Source organism: Nocardia sp. NPDC005366 (genome assembly GCF_040606855.1).
In the GTDB taxonomy this organism is placed as follows: domain Bacteria; phylum Actinomycetota; class Actinomycetes; order Mycobacteriales; family Mycobacteriaceae; genus Nocardia.
In genome coordinates, this window is sequence record NZ_JBEXFQ010000012.1 from 165,552 (window position 1) to 184,365 (window position 18,814).

General features: G+C 67.5%; 18 protein-coding genes. 4 read left to right on the top strand and 14 right to left on the bottom strand.

All coding sequences use genetic code 11. From position 1 onward, the window contains the following. Window positions 1–135 precede the first annotated feature (135 nt). Both ABZS43_RS16630 and ABZS43_RS16635 read left to right on the top strand, forming a co-directional pair. Window positions 136–486: an iron-sulfur cluster assembly accessory protein gene (locus ABZS43_RS16630; protein WP_040705782.1), complete on the top strand. Its 351-nt coding sequence runs from the start codon at window positions 136–138 to the stop codon at window positions 484–486. A gap of 82 nt (window positions 487–568) precedes the next feature. Continuing rightward, window positions 569–1,537, top strand: coding sequence for a carbohydrate kinase family protein (locus ABZS43_RS16635; RefSeq protein WP_355036762.1), 969 nt, complete (start codon window positions 569–571; stop codon window positions 1,535–1,537). Between the two features lie 134 nt (window positions 1,538–1,671). Here ABZS43_RS16635 and asnB read toward each other — a convergent pair whose 3' ends face one another. Beyond that, on the bottom strand, window positions 1,672–3,615 hold the full coding sequence (asnB, locus tag ABZS43_RS16640; RefSeq protein WP_355036788.1) for an asparagine synthase (glutamine-hydrolyzing): 1,944 nt from the start codon (window positions 3,613–3,615) through the stop codon (window positions 1,672–1,674). Between the two features lie 692 nt (window positions 3,616–4,307). Here asnB and ABZS43_RS16645 point away from each other — a divergent pair. Together ABZS43_RS16645 and ABZS43_RS16650 are read left to right on the top strand one after the other, a co-directional pair. Next, on the top strand, window positions 4,308–5,288 hold the full coding sequence (locus ABZS43_RS16645; RefSeq protein WP_355036789.1) for a cytochrome c oxidase subunit II: 981 nt from the start codon (window positions 4,308–4,310) through the stop codon (window positions 5,286–5,288). 14 nt (window positions 5,289–5,302) lie between these two features. Beyond that, entirely contained in the window at window positions 5,303–5,719 is a 417-nt protein-coding gene (locus ABZS43_RS16650; protein WP_355036763.1) for a cytochrome c oxidase subunit 4, read from the top strand. A 176-nt stretch (window positions 5,720–5,895) separates the two neighbouring features. On the opposite strand, the gene ABZS43_RS16655 is transcribed toward ABZS43_RS16650, so the two are convergent. The 13 genes from ABZS43_RS16655 to ABZS43_RS16715 all read right to left on the bottom strand — a co-directional run bounded on the left by ABZS43_RS16655 (window position 5,896) and on the right by ABZS43_RS16715 (window position 18,596). Continuing rightward, window positions 5,896–7,173: an FAD-binding oxidoreductase gene (locus tag ABZS43_RS16655; protein WP_355036764.1), complete on the bottom strand. Its 1,278-nt coding sequence runs from the start codon at window positions 7,171–7,173 to the stop codon at window positions 5,896–5,898. Between the two features lie 200 nt (window positions 7,174–7,373). Next, on the bottom strand, window positions 7,374–8,765 hold the full coding sequence (locus tag ABZS43_RS16660; protein WP_355036765.1) for an AarF/ABC1/UbiB kinase family protein: 1,392 nt from the start codon (window positions 8,763–8,765) through the stop codon (window positions 7,374–7,376). 199 nt (window positions 8,766–8,964) lie between these two features. Further along, window positions 8,965–9,735, bottom strand: coding sequence for a sporulation protein (locus ABZS43_RS16665; RefSeq protein WP_355036766.1), 771 nt, complete (start codon window positions 9,733–9,735; stop codon window positions 8,965–8,967). Between the two features lie 116 nt (window positions 9,736–9,851). After that, window positions 9,852–10,577 carry a lysophospholipid acyltransferase family protein gene (locus ABZS43_RS16670; RefSeq protein ID WP_355036767.1) on the bottom strand — a complete coding sequence of 242 codons (726 nt, stop codon included), beginning with the start codon at window positions 10,575–10,577 and terminating at the stop codon, window positions 9,852–9,854. Between the two features lie 194 nt (window positions 10,578–10,771). Then, a complete protein-coding gene (locus tag ABZS43_RS16675; RefSeq protein WP_355036768.1) occupies window positions 10,772–11,785 on the bottom strand; it encodes an ROK family glucokinase in 1,014 nt (337 codons plus the stop codon). Continuing rightward, a complete protein-coding gene (locus tag ABZS43_RS16680) occupies window positions 11,782–12,309 on the bottom strand; it encodes a hypothetical protein (protein ID WP_355036769.1) in 528 nt (175 codons plus the stop codon). The genes ABZS43_RS16675 and ABZS43_RS16680 overlap by 4 nt, the downstream gene beginning before the upstream one ends. After that, window positions 12,306–13,562, bottom strand: a complete 1,257-nt coding sequence (locus ABZS43_RS16685; RefSeq protein WP_355036790.1) for an ArsA family ATPase — start codon at window positions 13,560–13,562, stop codon at window positions 12,306–12,308. Before ABZS43_RS16685 ends, ABZS43_RS16680 begins: the two co-directional genes overlap by 4 nt. Beyond that, window positions 13,559–13,996: an SRPBCC family protein gene (locus ABZS43_RS16690; RefSeq protein ID WP_355036791.1), complete on the bottom strand. Its 438-nt coding sequence runs from the start codon at window positions 13,994–13,996 to the stop codon at window positions 13,559–13,561. The genes ABZS43_RS16685 and ABZS43_RS16690 overlap by 4 nt, the downstream gene beginning before the upstream one ends. Before the next feature lie 76 nt (window positions 13,997–14,072). Beyond that, on the bottom strand, window positions 14,073–14,456 hold the full coding sequence (locus ABZS43_RS16695; protein WP_355036792.1) for a polyketide cyclase / dehydrase and lipid transport: 384 nt from the start codon (window positions 14,454–14,456) through the stop codon (window positions 14,073–14,075). Between the two features lie 100 nt (window positions 14,457–14,556). Further along, window positions 14,557–15,684 carry a glycosyltransferase family 4 protein gene (locus tag ABZS43_RS16700; protein WP_355036770.1) on the bottom strand — a complete coding sequence of 376 codons (1,128 nt, stop codon included), beginning with the start codon at window positions 15,682–15,684 and terminating at the stop codon, window positions 14,557–14,559. 31 nt (window positions 15,685–15,715) lie between these two features. After that, on the bottom strand, window positions 15,716–16,714 hold the full coding sequence (locus ABZS43_RS16705) for a hypothetical protein (RefSeq protein WP_355036771.1): 999 nt from the start codon (window positions 16,712–16,714) through the stop codon (window positions 15,716–15,718). Between the two features lie 6 nt (window positions 16,715–16,720). Then, a complete protein-coding gene (locus tag ABZS43_RS16710; RefSeq protein WP_355036772.1) occupies window positions 16,721–17,722 on the bottom strand; it encodes an NlpC/P60 family protein in 1,002 nt (333 codons plus the stop codon). Between the two features lie 307 nt (window positions 17,723–18,029). Further along, window positions 18,030–18,596 carry a C40 family peptidase gene (locus tag ABZS43_RS16715; RefSeq protein WP_355036773.1) on the bottom strand — a complete coding sequence of 189 codons (567 nt, stop codon included), beginning with the start codon at window positions 18,594–18,596 and terminating at the stop codon, window positions 18,030–18,032. Window positions 18,597–18,814: the final 218 nt, after the last annotated feature.

Genomic DNA, 18,814 nt, shown 5'->3' on the forward strand with positions numbered 1-18,814 from the left:
CGCGGCACAATGGAGGTTGTGGTCACGCCCGGTCGCGGTGGTGGCAAGATGGGGAATAGCAGCCCGCTGGGTGGTGTTGGACCACGGAGCCGTGCGCTGTTCACGGGTTGACAACAGCTGTCCTTAGGAGAGTTCATGACTGTGCAGAACGAGACGACCACCCACGGTGTGACTCTGACCGACGCGGCCGCCAGCAAGGCGAAGGCGTTGTTGGATCAGGAAGGTCGCGATGACCTGGCACTGCGTATCGCCGTACAGCCCGGTGGTTGCGCGGGCCTGCGTTACCAGCTCTTCTTCGACGACCGGTCGCTCGACGGCGATCTGACCGTCGATTTCGCCGGCGTCACCCTGGCCGTCGACCGCATGAGCGCCCCGTACGTGCAGGGCGCGTCCATCGACTTCGTCGACACCATCGAGAAGCAGGGCTTCACGATCGACAATCCCAACGCCACGGGTTCCTGCGCCTGTGGAGACTCCTTCAACTGAGTTCGGGTTGATACGGTGAGGACAGGGACTTTCTCGTCCCGGTCCTCACTTTCTGTCGCCTACCGTTGAAGGGCTCAGCCTCGTGTCAATCGCCGTGTCCGCGTCCATCGCGACCGACCATCTCATGCGTTTCCCCGGACGGTTCGCCGACGTACTTCTGGCCGATCAGCTCGACCACGTGTCGCTCAGCTTCCTCGTCGACGATCTGCAGATCCGCCGCGGTGGAGTGGCGGGAAACATCGCCTACGCCATGGGCATTCTCAACCGCGGGCCCCTGCTCGTCGGCGCTGTCGGCGCCGATTTCGGCGAGTACCGCGCCTGGCTGGAGAAGCACGGCGTCGACTGCTCCACCGTGCTGATCTCCGATCGGGCCCACACCGCCCGCTTCGTGTGCACCACCGATGACGATATGGCCCAGATCGCCTCGTTCTATCCCGGCGCGATGAGCGAAGCCCGCGATATCTCGATTATCGAACTCGCCGAATCGAACGCATTCGATCTGGTGCTTATCGGGGCCAACGATCCCGAGGCGATGCTTCGCCACACCGAGGAATGCCGCGAGATCGGCATCCCGTTCGCGGCGGACCCGTCCCAGCAGCTGGCCCGCCTCGACGGCGACCAGACGGTACGGCTGATCGAGGGCGCCACCTACCTGTTCACCAACAAGTACGAGTGGGCCCTGCTGCTGCAGAAGACCGGTCTGAGCGAGGCCGAGGTGGCGGCCAAGGTCGGTATCCGGGTCACGACCCTCGGTGCGCAGGGCGTGCAGATCGTCGATCGCGACGGCACCGAGGTGCGGGTCGGCGTGGTCCCGGAGCGGGAGAAGGTCGAGCCGACCGGTGTCGGCGACGCGTTCCGCGCCGGTTTCCTCACCGGCCACACCGCCGGTCTGAGCCTGGAGCGTTCGGCGCAGCTGGGTTCCCTGATCGCGGTCCTGGTACTGGAGACGATGGGCACCCAGGAGTGGTCGCTGAACAAGGACGACGCGCTCGACCGGCTGACCGACGCCTATGGGGCCGAAGCGGCCGCGGAGATCAAACCGCTGCTCTGAATCGAATGTCGCGCGTTGTCCTCGGTGCGGCGGTTCGCCACGACGGTGTGAGCGACACGGCAGCGCCCCTCGATCATCCGGTCGAGGGGCGCTGCCGCGTTTACAGAGATACCGCGTTTACAGAGATACCGCGTTTACAGAGACACCGGGTAGACCGGCTCCTGGATCTCCGGTTTGATGCGGTTCTCCACGAAGATGCCGTGCCACACCATGAACACAAGCAGTGTCCACAGGCGGCGGCTGTGATCGGAGCGGCCCGCGCGGTGGTCGTCGAGCATGGTCGTGATCGCGGCCTTGTTCAGCAGATGGTCGGTCTGCGAATCGGCGATCTGGGCCCGGGCCCAATCGAAGAGCTCGGTACCGCGCAGCCAATGCCGCAGTGGAACGGGGAATCCCAGCTTGGCGCGATTGAGCACATGCGGCGGGACGATGCCGTCCAATGCCTGGCGCAGTGCGTATTTGGTGGTTTCCTTGGTGATCTTCTGGTCGTAGGGCAGGCCCTCGGCGACCTTCAGCACCTCCGAATCCAGGAACGGCACCCGCAGCTCCAGCGAATTGGCCATGGTCATCTTGTCGGCCTTGACCAGGATGTCGCCGCGCAACCAGGTGAACAGATCCAGATGCTGCATCCGCGCCACCGGATCCCAGCCCGCAGACTGCGCGTACAGCGGCGCTGTCACGTCCTGGTGGGTCCATTCGGGACGGAATTCGCGCAGGACGGAACGCAATTGGGCATCGCTGAAGCTGCGGGCGTTGCCGTAGTAGCGCTCTTCCAGGGTGAGCGAGCCGCGATGCAGCAGGCTCTTGCCCCGCGTGCCGTCCGGAATCCGGTCCGACAGCCTGCCCGCCAGCCGCCGCAGCCCCTTCGGAAGATACTCGAAAGGCTTGAGCGACAACGGTTCCCGGTAGATCGTGTAGCCGCCGAACAGTTCGTCGGCGCCCTCGCCGGAGAGCACCACCTTGACGTGCTTGCGGGCCTCCTTGGCCACGAAATACAGCGGGACGAGCGCCGGATCGGCCACCGGATCGTCGAGGTACCAGACGATTTCGGGAATGGCCGCGGCGAATTCGGCGGGGGAGACCACCTTGACGACATGGCGCGCGCCGATCGCCTCGGCGCTCTCGGCGGCCACGTCGACCTCCGAATAGCCCTCGCGCTCGAATCCGGTGGTGAAGGTGATGAGTTTCGGGTTGTGCCGCATGGCCAGCGCCGCCACGGCCGTCGAGTCGATACCGCCGGACAGGAAGGAGCCGACGGTGACGTCGGCGCGCATATGTTTGGCGACCGAATCCTCGAGTGCCGCGGCGATCTCGCGGTAGCGCGCGGTCTCCGATCCGGCCGCGAAGGAGCGCACCCGGAAATCCGGCCGGAAGTACCGGGTCGTCTTCGGCTCGCCGCCCTCGCGCACGGTGGCGTAGGTGCCCGATTCCAGGCGACGAATGCCCGCGTGCAGCGTTTCCGGCTCCGGCACGTATTGCAGCACGGTGTAGTGCTCGATCGCCCGGGGATCGAGGGCATCGGACAGCCCGAGCGCGGGCAGCAGGTCGAGCAGGCTCTTCTTCTCGCTGGCGAAGGCGGTGCCGCCCGGGCCGGTGGCCAGGAACAACGGTTTGATCCCGAATTGGTCGCGGGCCAGGAACAGTTCCTCGGTCTCGGTATCCCAGATCGCGAAGGCGAACATGCCGCGCAGGCGCTTCACCGCGTCGGCGCCCCAGTAGTGGTATGCCGCGACGATGGCCTCGGAGTCGCCCTCGGTGGCGAACATCGTGCCGTCGGGGAATTCCGCCCCGTGTTTCTTCGCGAGTTCCTCGCGCAACTCGAGGTAGTTGTAGATCTCGCCGTTGAAGGTCAGCGCGTAACGCTGCGGGTTGTCGGCGGGGCCCCAGCGCAACGGCTGGTGCGAATGTTCGATATCGATGATCGAGAGCCGGTTGAAGCCGAAGATCATGTGGTCGTCGTGCCAGGTGCCGCGCTCGTCCGGGCCGCGGTGGCGCATGCAATGCAGGGCGTCGTAGACCTGGTCGACCACATCGGATGTCGCCGCATCAGCTGTCAGGAATCCGAGCAGTCCGCACACGGTGTCGGCAACCTCGTTTCTCCGGTCGGGACGCCCCGCCGGGGGCATCCGAAATATCTTGCGGGGGACGGTGCGCGGTCGCTGCCGTGAGCGAGCGGGCACGGGCCGGCTCGGGCAGCGCGCAGCGGCCGAAATATCGTGTCCGAGTATGCCGCACGCACCGGATCGGCGCCCCACGGCAGTACCGCCTCGCGGGCGATATCTCCTCGGCCGCCGTGGCCGCGGCCGGCCTGTGCGCTGCCCGCGGCGGGACTCGATTACCCCGCCCGCACTGCGGTATCCGCCGGTATCCAGGGCTTTTGTCGGACCTTTCCACGGCGGTCGTGCGCTCGGTGCGGACCGGCGGGGTGTCGAACACGACCCGACGACGAAGTGTGCGCCGGTTTGGTCTACGCTGCGTAGTACTCAGGTCATTCTCAGCTGGCGTGCGCGCGAATGTCGCACCCGGTGCAGAGCGGCCTGAAGCGTGCTTGGAACGTGTCGTCGGGGAGATCGCACCCCGGCGGCGCATATGTCGGATGTGTGGCGACCAGGAAGGCGTGAGTGTGGCGCACAAGGCGAGCGAAGAGATCGGGGCACGACCCGCTCGGGGGCGGCAGGGTTCACCCACCCCACCGGCTTCGCCGGCGTACCATCCCCCCGGCCGAATCCTTCGGCGGGCCGGGCTGGCGGTGTCCCTCGGGATCACCGCGATGCTCGTCTCGGGCTGCTCGATCGACAATGTCTGGCTCCGGTTCGGATGGCCGTCGGGCATCACGCCGCAGGCCACCCGGATGCGGGAACTGTGGACCTGGTCGATCGTGGCCGCGTTGTTGATGGGCGTGCTGGTCTGGGGTCTGACCTTCTGGACCGTCGTCTTCCACCGCAAGAAGAAGGATTCGCCGGAGTTCCCGCGCCAGACCGGCTACAACGTGCCGCTGGAGCTGACCTACACGGCGATCCCGTTCGTCATCATCGCGGTGCTGTTCTACTTCACCGTCGTGGTGCAGAACTACGTGAACGAGAAGGTGGCCGATCCTGATGTCACCGTCGACGTGACCGCCTTCCAGTGGAACTGGAAGTTCGGCTACCGCGATATCGACCTCAAGGACGGCTACAAGTTCGACGGCATCGATACCGTCCGCGAGGACGCCGCCAAGGAGCAGCTCGAGGCTTACGAGACGCTCACCAAGGACGGCCACCCGCAGCCGGGTCCCGTCCACGGCAAGCCCGCCAACGACATCCTGTCGTACCTGCACTACGACAAGATCGAGACCGTCGGCTCCTCGAGCGAGGTCCCGGTCCTGGTACTGCCGACCGGCAAGGTCATCGAGTTCCAGCTCGCCGCCGCCGACGTCATCCACGCCTTCTGGGTGCCGGAGTTCCTGTTCAAGCGCGACGTGATGCCGAACCCGAAGGAAAACCACTCCGACAACGTCTTCCAGATCACCGAGATCGAGAAGGAAGGCGCGTTCGTCGGCCGCTGCGCCGAGATGTGCGGCACCTTCCACTCGATGATGAACTTCGAGGTCCGCGCGGTATCGCCGGAGAAGTTCACCAAGTACATCGACGCGCGCAAGGCGGGCAAGACCAACGCCGAGGCGCTCCAGTCCATCGGTGAGTCTCCGGTCGCCACCTCGACCCAGCCGTTCAACACCGATCGCACGATCAAGACCGCGTCCGAAGCCAAGTAAGGGACTGATCCGATATGAAGATCGAAGCGCGGATTTTCGAACTGCTCACGGTGTTCTTCGTCATCATCGCCATCGTGTACGGATTCTTCACCGGCAGGTCGCGCACCGGCGTCGAGTGGGCCGGTACCACCGCGATGGTGCTGACCGCGGGGTTGTCGCTGATCATCGGCACCTACTTCCGGTTCGTCGCCCGGCGTCTCGACCTGCGCCCGGAGGATTACGAGGATGCCGAGATCGTCGACGGCGCGGGCGATCTGGGCTTCTTCTCGCCCGGTAGCCCCTGGCCGATCCTGTTGGCCGGCGCGGGTTCGATCACCGCGCTCGGCTTGGCGTTCTTCCAGTTCTGGTTGATCGGCATCGGCGTGGTCTGCGTGCTGATCGCCGCCGGCGGGCTGGTCTTCGAGTACTACCTCGGCCCGGAGAAGCACTGAGCCATACCGCGACACGAACGAAGCGCCCCACCGGCCGAACCGGTGGGGCGCTTCGTTTTCGGCTCACCCGCCGAAGGTGTGCGTGTCGTGAGCACGCCGACAGCGCGGAAGTCACGACCAGCCGACGGGCGGCAGCATCCGGGGAGGAGCTGCCGCCGGCGACTCAGCGGCGCGGTCTAATCGGCCGAGTCGTACCGCAAGGCGTGTTCGGAGGTGCAGATGTCATCGATTCCGGAGACGATGTCGCGCAACAGTTCCGAGGGCAGCGCGGACGGCCGCAGCCGGCAGGTGAAGGTGATGAGGCCGTGGTCCTCGGCGGGCAGATTGCGCGCCTCGGCCTCTGCCCGCAGATATGCCGAGCGCACGCCGTAGGTCATCGCGGAGATGACGGTGAAGCATCCCGTGCGCTCGCGGTGCCCGGCGAACAGGTCGTGGAGCCGGTAGAAGACCGAGCTGTAGCTCGACAGGGGCGCGAAAATCCCCACCCGGTAGGCCGGTCCCCGTTCCGAGGAACTGATCACCGTGTCGGCCAGATATTCGGCGTCGCGCAGCGTCAGCACCTTGGGTGCGAACATCAGCGCGCCCGCCGCCGCGTTACGCACGGGCATACCCGCGCGGCCCCCGGCGGCCGAGGCGATCGCGCCGAGCGATTTCCTGGTCCTGGTGCCGACCTCACGACGTGCGCGCAGCGATCGGGTCGGCGTGGTGGGGTAGAGGCTGGACCACTGGCCGAAGCGCACCGTGCCCAGCTGCACGTGTCCGGTGCCGACCGGCCGGGAGACTTTCAGCGGCGCGGTGTCCACCCAGCGGCCCACCTGTAGCACCGCGTTACGAGGCCGCAGGATCTCGGCGTGCGCGTGCTCGACGAACGAATCGAAATCGAGGAACCGATCGGCGTCGGTGGTCAGCCAGGTGTGGTCCTTGTCGATATCGATCGAGTCCAAGGTGAGCGCGGTGATGATGCCCGCGCGACCGCCCGCTCCGAGGATCCGGTGGAACCGCTCGGTGTGATGGTGACGTCCGCAGGTGCCGATGCGCCCGTCGGGGTCGACGTATTCCAGATCGACGATCTGGTCGGCGAACAGGCCGAACCGGTGCGAGGCGCTGCTGACGCCGCCGACCGAGGCGAAGCCGCCCGCGGTGATATCGCGATGGTCGCCGACGATCGGAAGGCCGAGGCCGTGTGCGCCGAGACGTCGATCGATATCGGACAGCTTGGCGCCCGCCTGCACCCGGACGGTGCGTTTGCCCAGGTTGATATCGAGCACCGAGTTCATCCGGCGCAGCGATACCACGGCGCGGTGATCGGGTAGTGCGAGGCCGTCGTCGAGGAGTTCGCCGCCGCGGACCGTCAACCGGTCGACGCGCCCCCGTGAATCCCGTACGGTGCGAACGACATCCGCGGTGTCACGGGGTAGAAATTCTTCGGCGGAGACAGAGTGCGGCGTGCTCATGGCACGAAAGCTAACCACAGCCGGGCCCTCGATGTGCACCCGAATCAAGGGGGGCTTGCGAGACTCGGCACACACCCGCCCCGACCTGCGACGATGCGGACCTTTGCGGCGGCTGTGGCCGGTTTCCGCGAACCGCTCCGAATCGGTGACCACGGGAACCGCCGAGTGCCGCACCGGACGGCCGGCGCGGCGTCTATCGCTCAGTCCGGCCGGATATTGGCGAGGGTCTCGACGACCTCGGGAAACCACCGCTCGTATTCGCGGCGCAGCGGTATCGCCGCCCGCAGTTGGCCGAGTACCCCCAGTCCGGCGACGGCGGTGCGGGCCACCGTGGTGTGCTCCGACGGCATCGTCAGCTGCCGCAGGACATTGGTGAGGCGCAGATCGGTGACGGCCGCCATATGCCGACGCATCCACCGGGAATCCAGTTCGATGGTCGGAGCAAGGACGGCATCGCGCAGCGGAGCGATCCTGGCGATGACGGTATCGATATCGAGCGGTCGTCCCGGCGCGATATAGCCGTTGCGTCGGATGGCGGCCTCCAGTTCGTCCGGCGCGCAGGTCAGCATGGCGGGCGCGAAATCCTTGACCATGTCGAGGTATCCGGGCGGCCACGGGGCGCATGCCCCGAAATCGACGATGCCGAGACGACCATCCGGCATGACCCGGAAATTGCCCGGATGCGGATCGCCGTAGAGCAGCCCGGCGCGGGTCGGCCCGGAGAACAGGAAACGCAGGATGAGCAGGCCGACGCGATCGCGTTCGAATGGAGCGCCGCGCGCGATGAGACGCGACAGCGACGTGCCCTCCAGCCATTCGGTGACCAGGACATCGGTGTATTGCGCGACGACGGGCGGCACCACGAAATCGGGATCGTCGGCGTAGGCCTCGGCGAATCGGCTCTGATGGGCCGCCTCGAGTTCGTAGTCGAGTTCTTCGCTGATGTAGGCGCACAACCGCTCGATCACCGCACGCGCGTCCGCGCCGGGCAGTAGTGCGCTGAACAGCGGAGCGATCCGCCGCAACGCCGTCAGATCGTTATCGATCGCCTGGCGCGCGCCCGGATACATCACCTTGACCGCGACGGTCCTGCCGTCGTGCCAGACCGCGCGATGCACCTGCCCCACCGAGGCGGCGGCGGGATGACGATCGTCGAAGTCGAGGAACATCGACCGCCATTGCGGCCCCATCTGTTCCTCCAGTACCGCGTGCACGGTGGCAGGCAGCATCGATGGCGCCGAATCCTGGAGTCTGCCGAGGGCTTCCCGGTACGGGCCGGCGACATCGGCGGGCAGCGCGAATTCGTAGACCGCGAGCACCTGACCGAGTTTGGCGACGCAGCCCTTCATTTCGCCGAGTACCGCGAAGACGTGCTGCGCGGTCCGCGCGCGGATATCGCGGTCGACCTCGTCCGCGGAGCGTCCTATCGCGCGCCTGCCCGCGCCGGCGACCCGGCGACCCGCGTACGCGACCGGCAACGCGGCCAATTTCGCGCTGCGCACGACCGGGCCGGTCGGCGGAACGTCGGCGCGCTCGGCCGGCGTCCGCCGGGACAGCTGAAAGATTCGACCACCGGAGTCGCGGCGGACCATGCTCACCTCACCTCGGACGCCGGATACGAAACACCTCGACTGTGTTCCCGGTCGCCATCGTGCCCGAACAAGGCTACCAACACGAGGGATCCGAAACGGTCACGATGACAGCCGGTCCGGCGACGCCGGGAACCGCTCCTGCGCGTCGTCGGCGCCGGCCCGGATTCCGCGTCCGGGTTCGGCGGGATCGCGCGGGGTCTCAGTGCCGCGAGGACATGGCCGCCAGCCGGTGGTGCAGTTCGCCGGCCCAATCCCGGTGGCCGAGCGCGGCGTAGTCGACCCACATGGCGTCGATGACGTCGCTGCCCTCGGACAGCCAGCTACCGCGCTTATCCGCCTCGAGCACCACGCTCATGCCGTGGTCGGCGGCTATGAAGGTGACCTCGAGCTGGTTCAGCTGAGGGTAGTTGTGCGAACCGCCGAATTCGATCTCCTGGTAGAACGGCAGCTGCTGGGCGGTGTGCTGGATACGACCCGCCTCGACATCGGCGCTGCGCAGGTGGAATCCCAAGCGCTCCACCGCTTCCAGCAGAACATGTTGGGCGGGCAGCGCCCCGACTCCGATGGGGTCGGTATCGGCCGCGTCGACCGCGCCATGGATCTCGACGACAGTGCGCAACGAGACCTGTGCGCCCGGCAGGTGTCGCCCGTTGTAGAAGGTGATGGGCGTTTCCATCGGCGCCCGCGCGGCGAACCGGAATTCCAGTGGCGCTCCCGGGGGCAGGTGCAGCGGGCCGTAGACCGGACTCCGCCCGAAGCCGGTATCGCGAATGCCCTCGTGATCGTCGTATTCCTGTTCCACGCGGGTCACGAATTCGACGGCGATACCCGAGATGTCCTGCGCGACATTGCCACCGCGCAACCGGACGACGCCTTCGACGATGCCGCCGGGCTGCACACCGGGGGTGAACAGTTCGGTCTCGACCTCCGCGCCGCCGACTCCCGCGGCAGCCAACAATTTCCTGAACATGTCGGAAGTCTTACCGTCGCACCATAAGAGCGCCTTGGTGTTCGCTTGGCGATGTGATGAACCTCATCGGGTACGAAAAAAGCCCCGAGCAGCGCTCGGGGCTTTCGGCGGGTTCCTCAGCTGGCCTGGGATTCGGGAATACGGGTCGCCTCGGGGCTACTGCCGGACGGGACGCCCTTCTTGAGGCTGTGGGCGTAGACGTCCACGTACTCCTGGCCGCCGAGCCGCATGAGTTCGTACATCACTTCGTCGGTGACGGCGCGTTCGACGAAACGGTTGCCGCCCATCCCTTCGTAGCGGGAGAAGTCGATCGGTGTGCCGAATTTGACGGTGACCTTGCGGCGACGCCACCGGAAGGGACCGGGAGGGGAGACCTCGTCGGTGCCGATGACGGCGACGGGGATGACGGGAACGCCGGTTTCGAGCGCGAGGCGGGCCATACCCGTCTTGCCCTTGTAGAGGCGGCCGTCGGGGGAGCGGGTGCCCTCGGGGTAGAGACCGACCAGGCGGCCCTGATCGAGCAGTTTGCGCGCGGCGTTGAGGGCGTCCTCGGCCGCGCTGGCACCGGTGCGATCGATCGGGTACTGGCCGGTGGTGGTGAAGAACCACTTCTGCATCCGGCCCTTGAAGCCGGGAGTGTTGAAGTATTCGGCCTTGGCCAGGTAGTTGATCCGGCGCGGGCTCATCAGCGGCGCGAACAGCCAGTCGGCGAAGGACAGATGATTACCCGCCATGATGGCGGGCCCGTCGGAAGGAATATTCTCCAAGCCCTGGACCGTCGGCCGGTTGTAGAGATGCATCAACGGTCCCAGCAGCACGTACTTCAGCAGCCAGTAGAACATGACGTCCTTTCCCCGGGACCGGGATAGAGGTGTGTGCGATCTGCGTAGCTGCCGACTTTACCGCTGGTCGGAGATCACATCCAATTGCAGCGAGGTATGTCACCACATTGCGGCGATCCGCCCCGCAATCGCACCGCATCAGTCCCCTTGACACGTCGTCCTATTCGAACACATGTCCGGTTTCGCGTCGGCCGTCAGCGTCCGGTGGGTGCGACGCGGCCGGAATGCGGGTCGGCGTCGACGAGGACAGCGCGGGCCAGCTCGGCCGCGCCGATCATCCCCGCGGCCTCACCCAGTTGGGTGGTGCGGATGCGGGCGAGGGGGCGGTGACCCGCGCCGGTGATCGCACGCGCGTATTCCTCGCGCGCCTCGTCCAGGAACAGCGGAGCCGAACTGCTGACCCCGCCCGCGATCACCACCAGATCGGGATCGAAGATATCGCTGACGAAGGCGAGCCCGAGTCCGAGCCAGCGGGCGAAATCGGCCATGGCGCGCACCGCGATCGGGTCGCCGTCCTGCGCCGCGCCCGCCACCCGGCGACCGGTCAGCGAACCCGGATCACGGAATACATCGCGCGAGAGCACCGTCGAGCGCACCGGATCGATCGCCAGCATCTCGATCGCGGTGTCGGCGAGGGCGGTACCGCTGCAGTATCGCTCCCAGCAGCCGCGTTTTCCGCACGGACAGGCCCTGCCCTGCGGCACCACCTGCAGGTGCCCGAGTTCCGGTGCGACGCCGTGACTTCCGCGATACAGCCGACCGTCGATGAGCAGCGCGGCGCCGATCCCCGTGCCGATCGCGACGAGCACCACGTTGTGACCGCCCGCCGCCGCGCCGAAGCGGTATTCGGCCCAGGCGGCGGCATTGGCGTCGTGTTCGAGGATGACCGGCAGCCCGAGCCGCTGGGTGAGACGTTGCGCCACGGGCGTGTCCTGCCACGGCAGATGCGGGGCGAACCGCACGGTGGAGCGGTCGGGATTGATGAAACCGGCCACCGCGAGCCCGACCGCGCCGATCGGATGACGCCTGCGCAGTTCGTGCACGGCCCGTTCCAGCGCGTCCTCCAGCGCGCCCGCCGAATGCGGTGTCGGCGCCTGCACGGTGTCGAGGACCTCGCCCTCACCGTCCACCACCGAGGCACGGATATTGGTTCCGCCGACGTCGATGCCGACGGTCAGCGGACCGGCGGGCGGCATCTGGTCGGTCATGCCTTGATCGTCACGGGAATGCTGACGTATCTCGAGCGCGCTCGACCTGCGGTGTCGAATGATTCGCCGTGCTTGCGCGCGGCGGCGCGCGGCCGATCGGGCGCTCTCCGATCCACCGCGTCGTCGGATTCAGTGCCGTTGGATTCAGCGCCGTTGGATTCAGCGCCGTTGGATTCAGCGTCGTCGGCGTGCCGGTGCGAATGAGGATGTGGCGCTACACCTTCGGATTCGGCATCGGGGGGCACCGGTTCGACCGGCGCTCCGGCGAGCGCTTCACGCAGCACCGTCACGATCGCGGTTCCGTGATCGGCGATGGCCGCGACCACCTCGTGATGCTCCCCGCGCATCAGCGCCGCGGCCGCGCATACCGGGCACCAACTGCAACTCGACCACTCGCCCGGTTGGTCGGCCGCGTGCCGCAGCACGGGTTCGACGCGCTCCAATACCGTTTCGGCGAGTAATTTCAGCTCCTCGGCGAATTCGCCGAATCCGTCGCCGGAATGGGAATCGCGCGGCCCCGTCATCGAGGCCACACTCGCGGATCAGGAACGAAACGTACGACCAGATATCCACCGTCGAGTTCGGCGCCATCGACCATGCACCGTTGCAACACCGAGGCCAGGCGCACCCGGCGCCGGACCCCGTCCGCTCCCACGATCAAATCGTCCTCCACTCGTCCCAGTCGCAGCGTCGCCGGATCGGCGACGGGCAGGGGCATCCGCATCGTGTACACCGAATGCAGGCCGGTGCCCGACTCACATCGAACCATCGGTTCACCGGAACTCGTGCGAACCCGCGCCGGATTGTCGCCAAGCATAGGATGCGCGTCCACCGCAGCGGACAGTGCGGACAGCGCTCCGACGCCCACCGGTTCGGGGCCGGTGTGCTGCGCTATCAGTACGGGGATGCCCGTCAGCTCGCGCCGCAATCGCGCGATGGCGTCGAGTTGTTCGGCGCGCCGGCTCAGATACCAGTGCACCGCGGGATGTTCCGCCGGACCGGTCGGCGGGGGAGCGGGCGGCAGCACCTTGTTGACGATCACCTCGTCCACGCGCAGGCCGAGCAGCACGGCCGCGGACCGAATCCGTCGCGTCTCGGCGACGGCGACCTGTTCGGCGACGGTGACCAGCCTGGCCCCGGTGCGCGCGTGATCGCCGAGCAGATCGCGCACCTCGGTGACGGCGGCGACGATCTTGTCCATCGTCGCCGCGAGGACCGCGCGGCGCAGGTCGGCGCCGATGGCGCTCATCGTGCGTGTGTGCGGCGGCCAGACCCGCTCCACATAGCCGAGCAGGGTCGGCGGCGCGGTCAGGATGCGCAGCATATCGGCGGAGGGCGGGCAGTCGAGGACGATCACGTCCCAGTCGTCCTCGGCCGCCAATTGCGCGATCTCGACCAGCATCAGCAGTTCCTGGACGCCGGGCAGGCCGGTCGATTCGGCCGGATCGAGTGCGCCGATATCGATGCCGTGGTCGTGTCCGGTGTCCGCGCCGAGCAGGCGCACCACATCGCGGAACCGATCCTCCAGCAGCGCAAGGGAATCCAGCTCGATCACATCGAGTCCCGGCATGACGTTCACGATTCCGGCGACGGCGCCAGCATCGTGCGGGAAATGGAATCCGAGCGCGTCACCGAGTGAATGCGCCTGATCGAGCGAGGCGATCAGCACCCGGCGTCCGGCGCGGGCATACGAGATCGCCGTCGCACAAGCGAGCGTCGTCTTGCCGACCCCACCTTTGCCGATGAACAGTTCCAGATGGGTCCGCCGCCCGGTCAGCCTTCGACCCGTTTCTTCAGTTCCTTCAGCGCGGTATCGGTGATCACCTTCTCGGCCTTGCGTTTGAACATGCCGATCATCGGGATGTTCAGGTCGACGGTCAGCTCGTAGGTGACTTCGGTGCTGCCGTCGGGCCGGTCGTGCAATTCGTAGGTGCCGTCCTGGGCCTTCTGTAGGTCGCCGCTGATCAACCGCCAGCTGACCGCCTTGTCGTCGGGCCGCCAGGTGTAGGTGAGCACATAGGTGTCCTTCACGACACCCGCGTCGAGTACGAAACGGGCGGTCCGCGCCCGGCCGCCCGGCCCCTCTTCCAGCACCTCGACGGTTTTCGCCGCCGCGACCCACTCGGGGTAGGACTCCAGGTCGGCGATGACGGCCATCACGCGCTGCGAGGGGGCCGCGATGAGGATCGACCTCTGGGTCCGGTCGGCCATGGTGGTCAACTGTTCCTTTCCAGCGACGGTGCTCGTCGGCGGGGACGGGATGCGGTCGGGCAAGAGCGCGAGTGGATCAGCCTGCGGGTGTGACGCCCGCGGGGCGACCCGCCTCGAGTCGCGCCTTGATCTCGAACGACATCTGCTTACCCGCGACCCGGCGCGCGCGGTTCACCGCGAGGAGTTCGCGCGGCGACATCCGTTCGGCGCCCTCGGGTTCGGCGTGCAGGAAGTAGTGCAGGATCACCCCGTCCAGCGACGGTTGCAGCCACACCTCCATGGTGCCGGTCAGCGCGCCGCTCACGGTCCAGCGAAACCCCTTGTCACCGCGGTCCTCCCGGACCTCGAGGGTGAGATCGGGCCACCACTTGCGCCAATTGGTCGCCCCGCCGAGCACCTCGGCGACAGCGGCTCCCTCGGCGGCGACGAATGTCTGATCCGCGACCTGAATACTGCTCACATGGCTGAGCGTAGTTGATGCGGTCACATGGGCGAACGTCGCTGTCACCGGGTGCGGATCGCCTCGCGCGCACCCTGGCGCGGAGCAGGTGCGAGCGCGGTCAGCGCAACAGATGACGCAGTCGCGCGCCCAGACTGTCCCAGCGCCACTGCTGCTCGACGAAATCGCGACCCGCGGCGCCCATTTTCGCGGCGGCGTCCCGGTCGGAGAGGATGTCGACGATGGCGTTGGCGATATGCCTGACATCGCGTCCGTCGACCACGTGCCCGGTCTTCCCCTCGATCACCGTCTCGGGTGCGCCGCCGGACTTACCCGCGACCACGGGCACGCCCGTGGCCGACGCTTCTAGATAGACGATGCCGAGACCTTCGACATCCAACCCGGCGCCGCGCGTGCGGCACGGCATGGCGAAGACATCGGCGATGGTGTGATGCGCGGCCAGTTCCGCCGACGGCACCCGTCCGGTGAACACGACGTCCTCCGCGACACCCGTCGCGGCGGCGAGACCACGCAACTTCTGCTCGTACGGGCCGCCGCCCGCGATGACGAGCACCGCGCCGTCGACGCGTTCGCGGATCTCGCGCATGGCGACGATCAGCGCGTCCTGGCCCTTACGCGGCACCAGGCGCGACAGGCAGAGCACGGTCGGGCGGTCGCCGAGGCCGTAGCGCGCGCGCAACTCGGCACGGGCCGCCGGATCGGGGCGGAACGCCTCGGTGTCCACACCGGGCGGCAGATATTCCAGCGCCGCGGTCGGCCCGAACGCCGAAGCGAAGCGCCCGCGCGTGTACTTGCTGACATAGGTGACGACATCGGTGTTCTTCCCGATCGACCGCAGCGCCTGACGCGCACCGGGCAGCATCGACCAGCCGACCTCGTGTCCGTGCGTGCTGGCCAGGATGCGTTGCGCGCCCGCTCGGCGCAGCATCGGCGACAACAACGCCAGCGGCGCCGCGGCGCCGAACCAGACGGTATCGCAATTCTCGCTCCGCAACAGCCGCGACGCCCGGCGCGACACCAGCGGCGTCGGCAGCATCAGCGTGGTGGGATGACGCACGACCTGGAATTTCTGCACGGCGTCGAACTTCAGGTGGCTGTCCCCGCGCCAGCGCGGTGCGTAGACGACCAGATCATCGGGCGGCAACTGTCCGGCGAGCGCTTGCAGATACGACTGGATACCACCCGGCCGCGGCGGGAAATCATTGGTAACCAGCAGAGTTCGGGCCATGGGATAAACCTACTGTGTCGGTCCGGCCGTGCTATATCGGCTGCGCCGACAGCCACTCACGCCATCGCGCCACGAATTCGGCCGGGTCGGTGGACAGAACCGCACGCACAATACGATCCTGCGCGGCGGAATCCATGGGGCCCGCCGCTATGCGGCGGTAGAGCTCGACGAGGTCGGCTTCGCCGTATTTGTCCGCGACGAAAGCGCAGACCGACCACGCCGATTCGTAGGTTCCGGCGGCGCCGGTTCCGGTGAAGTCCGCGTCGGCGGGAAGCCCGGTCGGCAGGCCGCCCGCGCGCAGCCGCGCCGCGACGGTCGGCGCGATATCGGCGAAGGCGTGGCCTTGGCCCCGGTGCGCGGTGTACTCGGCGAAACCCTCGAGCATCCATCGCGGCGCGCCGTCGACGGTGACGGCCCGCGTCGCCACGTGGGTGAGCTCGTGCCGGAGCAGGGTGCGCAATTGGCCCGGGGACAGGCGACGCCCGGCATCGGGGCTGACGATCACGCGCTGCCCGGTCGGCTGTGCGCCGGGGACGAACGGGTCGGCGACCGTGACGGCGGCGACCTCGGTCGGCAGGATCGAGCCCGCCCGCACCAGCGCGGCGAATTCCGAGGGATTGTCCGCGACGACGACCAGTGCCGACTGCGCCCAGTCCGGTCCCCACAGGTCCGTGGTCGCGGCGACGGCGCCTGCCAGTTCGCCCGCGAGGATATCCATTTCGGCATGCCCGCTCTCGTGCCCGACGACAAGGGACTCCCGCCCGTCGCCGGTGGACACCCGTTCGGCGACGATCGCGCCGAAGGGTTCGAGAGTGTCGCGAATGACGGCCACACGTGGGTCATCGGCCGACGCTCGCCCGAGGGACTGCGATGCCGCGGGTTGGGCGGCGCGGATCTTCGGCAGCGCGAAATTGGGCAGCACGATCAACGCGCCGCACGCGCCGGTCAACACCACCACCATCGCGAGGGTCACGGTGAACTGGTCACGTCCGCGCGCCGCGCACCAGGCGCGTAACCCTCGTATCCGCATAGCAGATCAGTATCGCCGAGCGGAATGGAACGGTGTCGAGGAGATGGGAGCGACGGCGACGGGGACGCCGAAGGTGGAGGCGTGCAACATCAGTCCGTTGCCCGCGTAGATCCCGACGTGGGAGATCTCGGGATAGAAGAAGACCACGTCACCGGGCTGCATATCGCTCTTGCTCACCGGCGTCCCGTAGGCGGCCTGTTGGGAACTCGTGCGCGGGACGTTCTTGCCGACCTGTTTGAACGCCCACTGCACCAGACCCGAGCAGTCGAACTGGTCCGGGCCGGTCGCGCCCCAGACGTACGGATCGCCGACGCGGGTCAGACCCGCCGCGAGCGCGCTCGTGCCGCTGCCGGGGACCAGCCCCTGGAGCAGGGTGTCGCGGTCGAAGCCGGGCGGGAACGGCGAACCGGCCCAGGCTGATTTGTCCTTGATGGACAGCGCGCCCCACGCCTCCACCACCTGGGCGATGGCGCCACCGAGTTCGCTGCGTTTGCGTTCGAGGTCGGCGCGCACCTCCTCGGCGCGGTCGGCGGCGCCGCGGGCGGCGTTCGCGGCGGTGTGCGCGGCCGCTTCGGCGGCCCCGGCGGCATCGCTGGCCTTCTTGAACTGTTTGAGCTGATCGGTGGTCTGACTCTCGACCACGTCCAGCATCGACATCTGGTCGAGCAGTTGCTGCGGCGAATCGCTGACGAGGACCGCGAACATCCTGTTGGTGCGCGCGCCCTGGTAGGCGGCGATCGCGGTGCGGTCGATGACCGGCTGGAATTTGCGGACCTCTTCGCGGGCCGCGTTCACCGCGTCGGTTCTGGTCGCGAGCAGTTCGTCGGCGGCGCGCTGGACGGCGAGTTTGGCGTCCAGATCGGACTGGGCGTCCAAGGCCTGCTGATTGAGCTGATCGGAGGCTCGCGACAGTTCGATCATGCGCTGGACGGCCTCGCTCGCGGTCGAGGGCAACGCGACGGGATCGGCTGCCGCGGGACCGGCGCCGCACGGGGCGGTGGCGAGCACCGCGGCTGCTAGAAGCCCTCCCGCCAGACGCTTCGGCGAATGTCTCCGGTGTGGTGCCACGGCGTACGCTGCCCCGTTCTCTCGAGCGACGGTGTTCTGCGGACGGGTCTGCGTGTGGGGCGAACAGCCCTGACCCGCGTAGGTCTCGATTAGGTTACGGACCGGCGTACGTCCGTGTCCAGTAGGGCATGAACCGATCACTTCGCCGACCCCGGAGCCTGGCGGCGACACAGGTCACCGGGATGGGCGGCCTACCGACGACGACCGACGACCCGGCGGCGCGCAGATGTGCCGCCGGGTGGGGCGATCAGAAGTGGCGCGCTCCCGCGAACGGCATCGACGAGATCGGGGCGACCATGACCGGGGTGCCCGAGGTGGAGGCGTGGACGACGTTGCCGTTGCCCGCGTAGAGACCGGAGTGGCCGCCGCCGTAGAAGGACACCAGATCACCCGGCTGCAGGGCGTCCAGCGAAACCGGCGTACCGGACGAGAGCTGGGCGCCGCTGGTGCGCGGTAGCTCCATGCCCGCTTCGCGGTAGGCCCACTGGACCAGACCCGAGCAGTCGAACGCGTTGGGTCCCGCGGCGCCGTACACGTAGGGTGCGCCGACTTTGCTCAAGGCCGCGTCGAGGGCGACTTCGCCTGCGCTCTTCTGCGGCGCGAAGAACGGCGCCGGGGCGCCGGGCAGTTCGATGCCGGGGATGGCCGGGATCTGGATTTGGTCGGGAACCTCGAAGGTTCCGACACCGGGGATGGTGACCGGCTGGGCCGACGCCGGCGCGGCGGGCAGGAGGATCGCGCCGATGGTGGCAGCGCCGACGGCTCCGGCGGCGACAGCACGCCGCACCTGTCGCTTGACGGTGTTGGACGCCATGATGCGTACTTCCAATCTGCCCCACGACGCCACACCCGGTGGTGCGGCGGACTGCGTGCCTACCGCTGGAAGCGGCGGGACTCCGTGAGGTCTCGAAAAGGTTACGAACACATCACGGTGGTTTGTAAAGCCGCGACAATCCGAAATGCCAACGCTCAACAAAAGGTGTAAGGATTGCGTGGGAGATATCTCACAGCAATCACGAAACAATAACGAGG